Annotated in this window: 9 protein-coding genes and 2 pseudogenes; 5 read left to right on the forward strand and 6 right to left on the reverse strand. The window is 64.4% G+C overall.

What is annotated here, in order from left to right; translation table 11 throughout:
• Positions 1-74: 74 nt before the first annotated feature.
• Positions 75-1523: an APC family permease gene (locus AC3RCP_RS19475; protein ID WP_492571060.1), complete on the reverse strand. Its 1449-nt coding sequence runs from the start codon at positions 1521-1523 to the stop codon at positions 75-77.
• A 422-nt stretch (positions 1524-1945) separates the two neighbouring features.
• Here AC3RCP_RS19475 and AC3RCP_RS19480 point away from each other — a divergent pair.
• Positions 1946-3046 (forward strand): annotated as a pseudogene (locus AC3RCP_RS19480) (PDC sensor domain-containing protein); the annotation flags it as partial.
• 264 nt (positions 3047-3310) lie between these two features.
• A pseudogene (locus AC3RCP_RS19485) lies at positions 3311-3904 on the forward strand (methyl-accepting chemotaxis protein); the annotation flags it as partial.
• 55 nt (positions 3905-3959) lie between these two features.
• On the opposite strand, the gene AC3RCP_RS19490 reads toward AC3RCP_RS19485, so the two are convergent.
• Both AC3RCP_RS19490 and AC3RCP_RS19495 read right to left on the reverse strand, forming a co-directional pair.
• On the reverse strand, positions 3960-4697 hold the full coding sequence (locus AC3RCP_RS19490) for an IclR family transcriptional regulator (RefSeq protein ID WP_492571059.1): 738 nt from the start codon (positions 4695-4697) through the stop codon (positions 3960-3962).
• A 52-nt stretch (positions 4698-4749) separates the two neighbouring features.
• On the reverse strand, positions 4750-5724 hold the full coding sequence (locus AC3RCP_RS19495; protein WP_492571058.1) for a helix-turn-helix domain-containing protein: 975 nt from the start codon (positions 5722-5724) through the stop codon (positions 4750-4752).
• A 213-nt stretch (positions 5725-5937) separates the two neighbouring features.
• Here AC3RCP_RS19495 and AC3RCP_RS19500 point away from each other — a divergent pair, with 213 nt between their 5' ends.
• The 3 genes from AC3RCP_RS19500 (at position 5938) to AC3RCP_RS19510 (ending at position 9472) form a co-directional block, all read left to right on the forward strand.
• Positions 5938-7314 carry an aspartate aminotransferase family protein gene (locus AC3RCP_RS19500; RefSeq protein ID WP_492571057.1) on the forward strand — a complete coding sequence of 459 codons (1377 nt, stop codon included), beginning with the start codon at positions 5938-5940 and terminating at the stop codon, positions 7312-7314.
• A gap of 44 nt (positions 7315-7358) precedes the next feature.
• Positions 7359-8813, forward strand: a complete 1455-nt coding sequence (locus AC3RCP_RS19505) for an aldehyde dehydrogenase family protein (RefSeq protein WP_492571093.1) — start codon at positions 7359-7361, stop codon at positions 8811-8813.
• A gap of 95 nt (positions 8814-8908) precedes the next feature.
• Complete coding sequence (locus AC3RCP_RS19510; protein ID WP_492571056.1) at positions 8909-9472, forward strand: cytochrome b; 564 nt, start codon at positions 8909-8911, stop codon at positions 9470-9472.
• A gap of 34 nt (positions 9473-9506) precedes the next feature.
• On the opposite strand, the gene AC3RCP_RS19515 is transcribed toward AC3RCP_RS19510, so the two are convergent.
• Genes AC3RCP_RS19515 through AC3RCP_RS19525 form a run of 3 tightly spaced genes read right to left on the reverse strand, consistent with a single transcriptional unit; the run spans position 9507 to position 12267 of the window.
• Positions 9507-11009, reverse strand: a complete 1503-nt coding sequence (locus tag AC3RCP_RS19515; protein ID WP_492571055.1) for an alpha/beta hydrolase domain-containing protein — start codon at positions 11007-11009, stop codon at positions 9507-9509.
• Positions 11006-11380, reverse strand: coding sequence for a DUF6152 family protein (locus tag AC3RCP_RS19520; RefSeq protein ID WP_492571054.1), 375 nt, complete (start codon positions 11378-11380; stop codon positions 11006-11008). The genes AC3RCP_RS19515 and AC3RCP_RS19520 overlap by 4 nt, the downstream gene beginning before the upstream one ends.
• Positions 11377-12267: a hypothetical protein gene (locus AC3RCP_RS19525; protein ID WP_492571053.1), complete on the reverse strand. Its 891-nt coding sequence runs from the start codon at positions 12265-12267 to the stop codon at positions 11377-11379. The genes AC3RCP_RS19520 and AC3RCP_RS19525 overlap by 4 nt, the downstream gene beginning before the upstream one ends.
• Positions 12268-12448: the final 181 nt, after the last annotated feature.

A 12448-nucleotide genomic window follows, 5' to 3' on the forward strand; every position in this document is an offset into this window, starting at 1 on the left:
CGCGCACCGACAAGCCGTCCGGGACAGGGGCAGATCGGTATTTTCGTGTGGGTTGAACGGTGTTGCGTGGGGCCTTAAAGCTTGTGGCTACCCAATGCCAGGTATCGCTCCGGCGACGCCTTGCGCAGCCTGGCCGCGAGGAACACGCCGGCCAGCAGGGCCGCAGGAATGATGGCGCAGAGGCCGTATGACAAGGCCCGGCTGGCGCCCGTCAGGACATCGAAATGCACCACCGCGAGCACCAGCACCGCCAGCAGCGCCAGGCAGGAGAAGCCAGGAAAAATCCGTCCGCGCCAGATCCCCAACTGGTACTCGGGGTGACGCCAGAAGAAGACCAATACCGCCGCCGAAGTGATCGCCATCAGCACAATCACGCAAAGCGTGGCCAGGTTGGACAGCCAGGCAAACAGCTGGAGGATCGGGTCGGCATCCATGGCGGCGAAAACCAGCACGACCACGGCCGAGATCAGGCTCTGCAACGCCGAGCCCATATGGGGGCTCTGGTGCACGCGATGGGTAGTGCCCAACTGGCGCGGCAACAGGCCGTCACGCCCGATGGCGTAGAAATAGCGGGCCGCCGCGTTATGAAAGGCCAGCAGCCCGGCATAGATACTGACCATGAACAGCACCCGGATAGTCTGGGTCAGATACGGGCCGACAAAGTGGTCGGACATGCCATAGATGAAGGTGGTCGGATCCTGCAAGGCCTGCAGCGTGGCGACGATTTTGTCCGAGCCCACGCCCACCACCATCGACCAGACCGATAGCGCGTAGAAGCCACCGATCAGCAATACCGAGCAGTAGGTGGCGATCGGGATGGTGCGTTGCGGGTTCTTCGCCTCTTCGCCGTAAATGGTCGTGGCCTCGAAGCCGATAAACGCGGCGAAGCAGAACAGCAGACCGATTGACGGCGTTCCGCTGAACACATGGCTGCGGTCGAACGAGTCGAGATTGATGCCGCTGTCGCCACCGGTTTTAAGAATGGCGAAATCCAGGGTCAGGATGGCCAGGTACTCGGCGATCACCACGACCGACAGCAGCCGGGCCGAGAGATCGATCTTGCGATAACCCAGGATCGCGACGCTGGCCATCGCCATCAGCGAGTAGGACCACCAGGGCAGCTCCAGGCCGAAAACGCTGGCCATGGTGCCACTGACCACGCCCCCGAACATGCCATAGAGGCCGACCTGAAGGATGTTATAGGCGAACATCGCCAACACCCCCGCCGCGCCTCCCGCGGTCCCCCCCAGGCCTCGGGAGGTGAAGGCATAGAAACCGCCGGCGTTGGTGACATGCCGGGACATGCTGGTGTAGCCCACCGAAAACGCCAGCAGCACCAGCAAGGCCAGGAGCAGCAAGGCCGGGGTGCCGGCACCGTTGCCCAGCATGATGCCAATGGGAAAACCACCGGCGATGACACTTAGTGGGCTCGCCGCCGAAACCACGAAGAAGATGATGAAACCGACACCCAGGGCGCCACGCTTCAACTCCGTCGAGCTGTTGATCGGGATAGATACACTCATGTTCTTGACCTTATTGTATGAGGCAGTCGCTGTGGGATCGGCGCAGTCAACCGCGCACTGTTGCCGAATCGCTTTTGTTCTTGTCGCACGCTGGATTTGATCCTATGCCTCGCCCTGAATGCCCCGCTATCCCAAATCGGTAACATTAGAGGGCCCGCCCCAAAACAGGTCATGACGCCCCTCAGGCTCATGCCGATTCAGGATAACCGCCCGGCTTTTCATGCCCGCAACATAGCCTCGCGAGGTCTCGACCCTGAAGCGGGCCGTCATACCCTTACGTTGGTGGGATCGCGCCGTGTCCATCCACTTCGACGTAGGAAGTCCAAGCCATGCTCTTCACTCGTCTTACCCTCCAGTCACGCATCACCCTCTTGAGCGGGCTGTGCCTGCTGACAGTCATGGGCGCGTTGATCGGCGCCACGATGTATCAGAACCAGCAAAGCGCAGCGCTGTTGAAACAGCAGAGTAGTCAATTGCTCGGAGAGTCCGCCCTGCACAACCTGCAAGCCCAGGCCGCCGCCAACGGCCAGCGAGTCGAAGGTTTTTTCAACGAAACCGCGCTCTATGCCCAGGGGTTCGCCCAGCAGGTCCTTCTATTGCGCGCACAGACGCTCAACGGTCGCCTAACGGCGGAGCAACTGCGCCACGACCTGATCGGCGTCGCGCGCCAGACCCTGTCGAACCGCGACAAGGTACTCGGCCTGTACGTCGTGTTACTGCCGAATGCGCTCGCGGGCAGCGATGCCGGCTTCGCCGGGCAGCGCGGCCTGGCCAGTAATGAAAAGGGCCGCTTTGCCCTGTATTGGTCCCAGAGCCAGCCGGGACGGCTGGTGCAGGAAGTGCTCAGTGAACCGCAGATCACCATCAACAATGCCCCCGCCGGCAGCGAACCGGAGAATGCCTGGTACATCTGCCCCCAGACCCAGTTGCGCACCTGCGTGGTCGAGCCCTATGCGGTCGAGGTGGAAGGTCGCAAGACCCTGATGAGCAGTATTTCCGTGCCGCTGATCGACCAGGGTAAAGCCATCGGGGTCGTGGGCATGGACATCAGCCTCGAGACCTTGCAGACGCTCACCAGCCAATTCAGAGAAGCGCTCTATGGGGGCCAGGGCGAAGTGTCCCTCCTGTCGGCCGCGGGCCGGGTGGCCGGCCATAGCGGTAGCGTCTCGCAGGCCACCGTTGACGTAGGGCAAAGCCTGCAACCCGTGGCTGGCAACCCGCCGTGGCAACTCCAGATCAAGGTTCCACAGGCCCTGGTACAGACCCCCGCGCTACAGATGCAAAGGCAATTGGACGACAAGAGCCGCCAGGCCAACTGGCTCAACCTTGGGCTCGGCTTGCTGGCAAGCGGCCTGGGCCTGCTGCTGATCTGGTTCGCCGCCTATGGAATAACCCGCCCGCTGCTCAAGGTGGCCGGCCTGCTGGACGCCATTGTCGAAGGCAACGGCGACCTGACCCAGCGCCTGCCGGGTGGCCGTCACGATGAACTGGGCCAGTTGGCTGACGGCTTCAATCGCTTTCTCGATAAATTGCAGCCCATTATTCGCGATATCCAGTCGGCGTCCCGGGATACCCGCGACACCGCCGACAGATCATCACTGGTTGCCCAGGAAGTCAGCGTGGGCATGCAACGGCAGTACCGCGAGGTCGAGCTGGCCGCCACCGCGCTGCATGAGATGAGCGCTAGCGCCCAAGAAGTGGCGCGCCACTCCCACCTCGCGGCCGAGGCGGCGGCGGACGCCGAGAGCGCGAGCCAGTCGGGCCATCAGGTATTCGCTAGCGCGGTGCACAGCATCGACCTGCTGGACCAGCGCCTCGAGACAACCCTCAAGCAAGTGCACACGCTGGCGGACAACAGCCAGCAGATCGGCCAGGTGCTGGATGTCATCTGCGCCATTGCCCAACAGACCAACCTGCTGGCCCTGAATGCCGCCATCGAAGCGGCCAGGGCCGGCGAACAGGGGCGCGGTTTCGCCGTGGTGGCAGACGAGGTCAGGCACCTGGCGAGCAACACCCAAAGCTCGGTCGAGCAAATCCGCACGGTGATCGAAGCGCTGCAACACTTGAGCCAGGACGTGGTGCACAGCACCCACCTGAGCCGCGAACAAGCCAGTCAGAGCGTGGCCCAGGTGGAACAGACCCGCGCGGCCCTGGAGCGTATCTCCAGCGCGGTGGAGGTGATCGAACAGATGAACCAGCAAATCGCCAGCGCCGCCCTCGAGCAAAGCACGGTAGTCGAAGACATCAGCCATCGGGTCAGCGATATTCGAAGCGTCAGCGAAACCCTGACCACCCGCATGCAGGACGCCTCGCAGGCTAGTCACTCGCTGCATGCCATGGCGAACCACCAGCAACAGCTGGTGGGTCATTTCCGGGTATGAGCCAACGGCAGAGGGTTGCGTTTTTTTAGCGGGGGACAGCCACTCGTCCCTCGCCTCACTGCCGGGCGATACGCGCCGTCAGCTCCGCCGCCGCGCCGGTGACCAGGTCACACAGGTAGCCCTGCTGGTACGCCTGGAAGCGCTCGTTACGCCCAACCAGGGTCATGCTCCCGAGGACCCGCTGCTTTTCGTCGAAGATCGGCGCCGCGACGCCACTGCGCCCCGGGTACAGCTCGCCTTCGCTGATGCAGTAGCCCTGCTTGCGGATGGCGAGCAGGCTCTTGCTGAACGGCTTCCACTGCCCCGGGCTCAGCGCTTCGGATTGGTTCGCGTGAGCGTCGTAGATGCGGCGGATCTGGCGCGGCAGCAGATAAGCCAATACCACCCGGGAAGTCGCGCTGTGGAAGAGATCGATCGGCCGACCCCTGCCACCCCCTTCCGGCCCGGCATCGGGGCCACGACGGATCAGCACGTTGACCACCGAGTCGCCATGCCACTCGCTGACCAGCGCATCCAGGCCGGTGTCGACCACCAGTTTGTCGACCAGATCGCGGCTGCATGCCAACAACGGATCGTAGTTCGTCATCTGATGCTCCAGCGTGACGATTCGCGGGCCGAGCGCGTAACCGCGCGGCAATCGCTTCAGAAAGCCCGCGTCGCCGAGTTCACGCAGATAACGATAGGCGGTGGCGGAGGTGTAGCCGAGTTCCCGGCAAATGATCTCCACGTCGATGACCGGCTGTTCCGGACGGAACAGATCGAAGACCATGAGCAGGCGGCGAAGGCTATTCATCGTTCTCTACATCCTGGTGGAGAGTCGCCGCGCCGCCGGGCGCGACGGGCGTTCAGGCACGAGCGCAACCGGTGATGGCGGCGCGCGCGGTATGGGACGGCAACTCCGCAAACAGCTCCTGGTACTCCGCCGCGAAATGGCTGAGGTGGTAGAAGCCCCATTGGGCGGCTGCATCGCCGATCGAAAGATGCGAGGCGCGGGTGGACATCAAGGTCCGGCGCACGCCGTTGAGCCTTACAGAGCGCAAGTAATTCAGCGGCGTCGTCTCGGCAACCGAGCGGAAGCTGTTCTGCACGGTGCGCCGACTCACGTGGAGGCGCTGGCACAACTCGATCACACTGGGCACGTTGAGCATCTGCGCGGTCGCCAGGCGGTGGCATTTCTCGACGATGAAACTGCGCGTGGAGCTGGCCGCGCGCTGCTGTTTGTCGCAGGCTGGGTCGGTCAAGAGTTGCAGCAACTCGTCGAGCATGGCCTGCTCCAGCTCCAGCTCGCGTTCCCGATCGCGCGCGCTGTCGAGTTCTTCATTCACCAGGGCCAGGGAGATCACCGCCAGCAATCGATGACGGGCCTCGGCGAAGCGCTGCGAGGAAACCCTGATCACCGGCTGACGCAGCAACAAGCCGACTTCCTTCGCCGACGCCGTTTGCGCCAGCGCCTGCTCGAACAATTCACGCTCGAAGGTGATGGACAGCAGCTCCATGCCCATCGGCATGTGGAACATGAACTCCTCGCCCCCGTGAAGAAAGAACAGGCTGCTGTCGTCCACTTCCCGGCCCTGCATCCGCACCGCGCCCGGGACGGTGATCGGCACCGCGAAGCACATCTTGCCGCGGGGCGCCACGCCGTGCTGCACGACACGCTGGTTGATCTGCTCGCGAAATATGTGGCAACCCGCGGTCGTCAACTGCATGAGCGAACACTCGGCCGAACCGGCGGTCAACTGGCTGTAGTCCTGGCTCCACTCTTGCACGGTGGCGGCATGGACATGGATGTCTTGAAAGTGACTGAAAGTCTTGTTTCTCATTATATGCGGAAACCTCTGCACTATTTTTGTTTTTTGACCGCAATCCAAAGTTATATTCGCACAATGCAGGAATCCTGCAAATTCTTCAGAGCATTGTCAATTCGCTGGAGCTGAGGATCGGGGCAGCCCGTCCATGTGCCGATTCGGGCTACCGGCCAGGGACACGCCGCGGGGATGATCGGCACATTGCAACCGACATCCAGAGAAGCCGTCATGAGTGAAGCCAAACTTGAATCCCTACACTTCGCGGACGCCCCGCGGATTACCTCCAGCACCCTCCCCGGCCCCAGGACCCGCGAGGCCCTGGCGTTGTCGGCGCGTACCGAGTCGATGGCGCGCGGCGGCGGACGCATGCCCGTGGCCATGGACCGCGCCTTCGGCGCGACCTTCAAGGACCCTGACGACAACACCTACATCGATCTGTCCGCGGGCGTCGGCGTCAGCAGCGTGGGCCGCTGCCACCCGAAGGTGGTCCAGGCCATCCGCGACCAGTCCGGGGTGCTGATGCATGCCCTGGAAATCAATAGCACCCGGCGCACCGAACTGGCGGCCAAGCTCTCCGAGATCGCGCCCGACGGCTTGCGTGGCGACTGCATCACCTTCTTCACGCAAAGCGGCAGCGATGCGCTGGAGGCCGCCATCAAGCTGGCCAAACGCATCACCGGGCGCCACCAGATCATCGCCTTCCACGGTGGCTACCACGGCGTGTGGAACGCCTCGGGCTCCCTGACGACAGGCACGGCCTACCGCAAGGGCTTCGGCGCCCAGATGGGCGGCGTCATTCACGCCCCCTACCCTTACGCCTACCGCTTTCCCTTCGACACCACTCACAAAAGCGCCGAGCAGATCGCCGGCGAGTACGTGGACTACCTGCTGAACACCCCCTACACCGCCGCCGATGACGTGGCCGCCGTGATCGTCGAACCGGTCCAGGGCGAAGGCGGCTACGTGCCCCCCACGGCCGAATTCCTGCAGCTTCTGCGCCAGGCTTGCGACCGCAGCGGCACCCTGCTGATCGTCGATGAAGTGCAATCCGGCGCGGGGCGCACCGGCAAGATGTGGGCGGTCGAGCACTCGGGCGTAAAGCCCGACATGCTGACCTTCGGCAAGGGGATCGGCAGCGACCTGCCGATGGCGGGCCTGATCATGCGTTCGGACCTGGCGGCCATGATTCCTGACGGTTCGATGCCCAATACCTTCGCCGCCAACTCGTTGTCCGCGACAGTGGCGCTGACCAACATCGGCATCCTGCAGGACCCCGAGTTCGACCTGCTCAACCGCGCCCACACACTGGGGCTGGAGGCGCAGGAACGGATCCGCGGGTTCAACAGCCCGTTCGTCGGTGAAGTGCGCGGCCGCGGCCTGATGATCGGTATCGAGCTGGTCGAAGACCCGGCCACCAAGGCCCCCCTGGAGCCCCACAGGATCGGCCAGCTCATGGGCTACCTGCTGAACCACGGCGTGCTGATGATTCCCTGCGGTCGCTACGGCAACGTGATGCGGGTCATGCCCTCGCTGACGATCTCGCGCTCGCTGTTCTTCAAGGCACTGGAGATCTTCGGCAACGCCCTGGCCTCGCTCAAGGCATGACGGGTGCATGCCCCGCCCCCTCCATCTCACTCAGGGACCCCAACATGACCCAGCACCTGAATCACTTTATCGAAGGCGCGTCCTTCGAGGCCTCCGACGGCCGTCGCATCAACCTCGTCAACCCCGTGACAGAACAGGTGTACGGGAGCTCCGCGCGCGGCACGGCCGAGGACGTGGACCGTGCCGTGAGGGCCGCGCACACCCAGCTCGAGCGTGGTGCCTGGAGCCGGCTTGACGGCGCCCAGCGCGCTCGGCTGCTGTTGAAACTGGCAGACTTGCTAGAACGCGACAGCGAATGGCTGGCCGATCTGGATGCCAACGCCATCGGTCGCTCACCGCTCGAGCCGCGCCGGCTGGACGTGCCCAACACGATCGCCAACCTGCGCGCCGCCGCCGGCTGGGCCAACCAGCTCGAGGGGCGCACCATTCCCACCGGTGGCTACTTCGGCAGCAAGACCCTCTCGTACACGGTACGGGAGCCCGTGGGCGTGGTCGGCGCCATCGTGCCCTGGAACTCACCGCTGATGATCACGGTCTGGAAGCTCGCCGCGTTGCTGGCGGCGGGCTGTACCGTGGTCATCAAGCCTTCGGAAGAGACGCCGCAATCGGCCCTGCACCTGGCGGCGCTGGCGCAGGAAGCGGGCTTCCCCGACGGCGTGATCAACGTGGTCACCGGCTACGGCGAGGAGGTGGGGCGCGCCCTGTGCGAACACCCGCACGTCGCCAAGATCAGCTTCACCGGCAGCCCCGAGGCCGGACGCGAGATTCAGCGCACCGCCGGCGTGCTTTTCAAACGCGTGGCCCTGGAGCTGGGCGGCAAGAGCCCACAGATCGTCTTCGCCGATGCGCCCTTCGAGGACGCGCTGCGCGGCTGTGCGCTCGGCCTGTTCGCCAACCAGGGCCAGGTCTGTGCCGCCGGCTCGCGCATCCTGGTCCACCGCAGCCTCGCCGAGCGCTTCGCCGCGGCGCTGGCCGATGCCGCGCGAGCGGTCAAGGTCGGCGACCCGCGACAGCCCGACGTACAGATGGGACCGGTGGCCAAGAAAGCCCAGTTCGATCGCGTTAACCGCTACATCCAACTGGGCATCGAGCAAGGCGCGTCGCTGCTGGCCGGCGGTGTCTCGAACCCTGGGCGCGGCTGGTTTGTCCGCCCGACCATCTTTGCCAACGCGCGCAACGACATGGCGATCGCCCGGGACGAGATCTTCGGCCCCGTCGGCACGGTGATCACCTTCGACAGCGAAGAGGAAGCGATCGCCCTGGCCAACGATTCCAGCTACGGCCTGGCGGCCACGGTCTGGACCACCGACCTGGTACGTGCGCACCGCGTAGCCGCCGCGGTGAAGGCCGGGGCCGTGGGTGTCAATTGCTGGAGCCCGCTGGACGCCAACCTGCCCTGGGGCGGGGTCAAGACCAGTGGCATCGGCCGCGAAGGCGGGTTTGGCGGTGCGCTGGCCTACACCGAAGAGAAAGTCATCACCGTGCTCCTGCCCACCTGAGAACAACCCCGCCCTGACCGCCCCCACCCTCGCAGCCTTGTGCGGCAAGGGTGGGTGTGCACCTTCAGCATTTGATGATCGATGGAAAGACTGCGATGAACCAGACGAATCAACAGAATATCGAGCGGTATCCGGCGCCCCTGCGAATCCTGCACTGGGCGCGTGCCATTCTACTAATGGGCCTCCTCTGGAGCGGTTGGCATATGACCGGGCTCGACGATGAGCTGGCGACGAAGTACGAGCTCTATTATCCGTGGCACAAATCCTTTGGGGTATTGACCCTGTTGCTGGTCCTGGTCCAGATCACCCTGCGCGTGCGCGCCCCCAGGCTTCCGCAGCCGCCCGAGACACTGGCGAGGTATGAACAAGTGCTGTCGAGGCTCGCGCAACGGACCATGTATGCCCTGCTCGTGATTGTGCCCCTGATGGGTTACTCGATGTCGAGCACCTACACGATGAGCGACGGGGTGTTCTTCTTCGGGGTCAACCTCCCGGAACTCCTGGCGAAGAATGACGACTGGTTCGTCGTCTTCCAGTGGTTGCACAAAGTGCTCGCCTATACCCTGCTCGGACTGATCCTGTTGCATGTCGCGGGGGCCCTCAAGCACCGGTTCGTCGACCAGGACGCACGCAGCGATGTCCTGCGCCGCATACTGTGACGTCGTGCAGCGGCGACGAAGGACGCCAGCCCCATCAGGGCTGGGACCGCGGCCCCCCGCTAAAGTCCTCCGGCAAAGCGACCGGTTTGACCCGTCGCGCATCCTCCGGCAGCAGATAACCCTCCTGGATCGCCTGTTGTTTGGCGGCCTCGAAACGACCCGCATAGTTTGCATAACTGCCATAGAGCGCCTTCAGCCGCTGCGCGGAATACGGCACCTTCGTGTCGTAGACCGAACCGCAGCCGGTCTCCTGGTCGGTCATGTAGCTGGCGCTGGGCACTTTGATCCACGGCGGACGCACGCCACCCAGCAGGTTGCCGGTCTGCGGGTCGCGGGCAACCGCCTTGCCCTCGCGAGCGACCCGTGCCGCCCTGGGCATCGGCGTGCCTTTACGTACCCAGCGATCCATCGCGTCCAGGATCGCGGCCACCACCGTCTCCACGGGCTCGTCATAGAGGAACTGGCATTGCCCATCGTCGCGCCTGGCGCCGTCAGCCGGATGCGGCTCAACCCCGTCGGTGCCCTGGTCGGCAAGGCGCAGGTGCGGCATGCCGGCGACTTCGTAGTAACGCAGCCGCGGCTGGTCCGTATCGGGCGGTAGCGCGATCTCCTGGCCCGCATCGTGCACCGTCTCGGTCTGGCTGTAGACCGTCACGAACGGAGCATCCGCGGGCATGTTCTGCGGCACCCTGAGAACCTCGCCACCCAGGTCGCCGTACACCACATGCCCCGTCATATAGGCGTCGATCAGCGGCTGCCCGTCAGGCATGCGCCACTGCTGGTGGCGCCCCTGGTCGAGATAATCGAGCCAGAGCTGGCCGTTGATTGCCCAGGTATTGACATAGATGCGCTTGACGTCGAGCCCCTGCGTGGGACCGCTCGCGAGGTTGGACTTGAGCAGCAACGCCAGTTGCGCGGCAATGCCCTGCGACTGCGGCGGGTACTGGTCGGGGCCGCTGCCGCGCCGGAAGCGGTCGCTGTCGTAGTAGCTGCCGAGCGGCGCGTAGCGCTTGTAGTCGTAGCGCCGCATGAAGTCCAGGTTCAAGTTGCGCGGCTCGGGGTCCCACTCCAGGGTCTTGGGATCGTTCGCCGGCCTGTTGATGCTGAGGGTGTAGCCGGCAAATGCGTAGCCCTTGCGCAGCAGGTAGTCGCGGCTGAGGATCCAGCCCGCGCCGCGCTCGCCCATCCAGCTGAACGGCTCGATCACCACCGTGCCGTTGAATCGCCCGGGGTCCTTGGGTTTACGGATAAGGAAACGCGTCACGTAGGGCGCGTCGAACAATTGCTCGCCAGACGCGCTGATCGCCGGCGCGAGCCCCAGCATGTAGTACTCCTCCTCGACGTAGCCGAGCCTCTTGAGGTCGACATACTCCGTGCCGTGCCTTGACGCGGACCCGAGAGGCAACCGGCCGCTCGAAGGCACCTGAGCGATTTGCGGCATGGATGGCGTTTGCGCACCGGCGGGCCCGGCCGCCGTCAGGGCCAGGACAGTCGCCAGGGATAAGGGGGGCAGGCGGATCTCGCGCAGGGCTTTCATTTCCAGGCTCCGATGGTTTTCCCATCGGTCAGGCGCAGCGCCTGAAGGGCACCGCCCGTCTTCGTCGCGTCCTTCATCGGCGCGAGCTGCACATCGACCTTGTCGCCCGGCTTGAGGGTATTGGCCATCCAGCCCTGGCGCATCAGGATGTTCGGGCCGCCGGCCTCGATCGCCCAGGTCGCTGTCTGGCCACCGCTCTGCACATCGACGAACAACCAGACATGGGGATTCTTGTACTGCACCTCACCCACCGTACCGGCAATTTCTACCACCTTGGTCATGTCGAAGGCCGAGTAGGAGTGGTGGGCAAAAGCGGCAGGTGCCAGCAAGCCCAGGAGCGCCAGACTGAACAGCATGGGTTTGAGATTCACTTTGTCTCTCCTTGCGGATTGTTGTCCGCCGGGCTCAGGTTCCGGCGCTGGGGAATCGTCGTGACTTCCGCTCCCGTCGCGGGATCGATCGACTCGTTATTGCTGTCCTCGCAGACGAACTCCATGAACTCGACCCCCTTGGGCGCGCGGCGGAAGGTCAGCGGCGCCCAACGCCAGGTTTTGGCCAGCGCATCCGGGTCTTCGACCAGGCCGTCCACCTGCAGCAGACCTTCGTCGTTGATGAAGATCCGTTCCTTGATGACCATGCGGGGGCCATGGCCGAGCGCGTCGTCGGCGTGGCCATACTCGTTCAACGTGGTCTCCTGCCGGATGTTGGCGGTCTCGACGACCAGCACCTTGCCCTCCCAGCGCGCGACCGAATGGCCCTCGAATGTCGGGGGCGCTTCCTCGGGGTTGGGGTGGGCGCGCCCATCGAGGTAGATGCGCCGGGTCTCGCGCAGGAACTCCTGCGCCCAGTTGATCTGCGTCGGCGTCTGCATGATCTCTACCGCGTAGGGCCCGACCATATTCGTCGGCATGCCCAGCACCTTGCACGAGGTCTTGAACTCGCTGCCCACCGCGGCCAGGGCCGCAGTGCGCTTCTTGAAGCTCTCGAGGTACACCCCCTTGAGCTCCGGCACGCTGCCGAACGGAGGGCCGATATTGGTATCGGGGTTATCGGCACCGGTGCTGTTGACGAGCGGGTCCACGGAACTCCCCACCGGCATCCAGAGCCCGCTGATGTCGGGCGGTCCGGCCTTCGCCTTGGCCGCGCCGGACGTCTCGCCGGGCGTCGCGGCGCTGGCGCACAGGGGATAGGCGGATGCGGCCAGGGCGGCCAGCAACGCGATGACCGCGCGAGAACGAGGGATGGTTTTTATAGGCATGGCTTGTATCTCCTCCGTTGATGATTTCCCCACGTTGATGGCTTCCCCACGTTGGCAGTGCCTGGCATCCCGGCGGTCGCCAGCCCCGTGAAGGATCTGACGACCAGCGCCAGGAGCGTGGGTGTCGTTAATGCCATGGGGACGATACTCAGGCCCCCTACCGGGGAGGTATCCCAAATCA

The organism is Pseudomonas sp. GW822-FHT05A08, from assembly GCF_058800485.1.

Excerpts from the sequence above, each read along its gene's own strand:
- AC3RCP_RS19495 (WP_492571058.1), bottom strand. The coding sequence starts at position 5,724 with ATGAGAAACAAGACTTTCAGTCACTTTCAAGACATCCATGTCCATGCC.
- AC3RCP_RS19500 (WP_492571057.1), top strand. The coding sequence starts at position 5,938 with ATGAGTGAAGCCAAACTTGAATCCCTACACTTCGCGGACGCCCCGCGG.
- AC3RCP_RS19510 (WP_492571056.1), top strand. The coding sequence starts at position 8,909 with ATGAACCAGACGAATCAACAGAATATCGAGCGGTATCCGGCGCCCCTG.
- AC3RCP_RS19490 (WP_492571059.1), bottom strand. The coding sequence starts at position 4,697 with ATGAATAGCCTTCGCCGCCTGCTCATGGTCTTCGATCTGTTCCGTCCG.
- AC3RCP_RS19525 (WP_492571053.1), bottom strand. The coding sequence starts at position 12,267 with ATGCCTATAAAAACCATCCCTCGTTCTCGCGCGGTCATCGCGTTGCTG.
- AC3RCP_RS19475 (WP_492571060.1), bottom strand. The coding sequence starts at position 1,523 with ATGAGTGTATCTATCCCGATCAACAGCTCGACGGAGTTGAAGCGTGGC.
- AC3RCP_RS19515 (WP_492571055.1), bottom strand. The coding sequence starts at position 11,009 with ATGAAAGCCCTGCGCGAGATCCGCCTGCCCCCCTTATCCCTGGCGACT.
- AC3RCP_RS19505 (WP_492571093.1), top strand. The coding sequence starts at position 7,359 with ATGACCCAGCACCTGAATCACTTTATCGAAGGCGCGTCCTTCGAGGCC.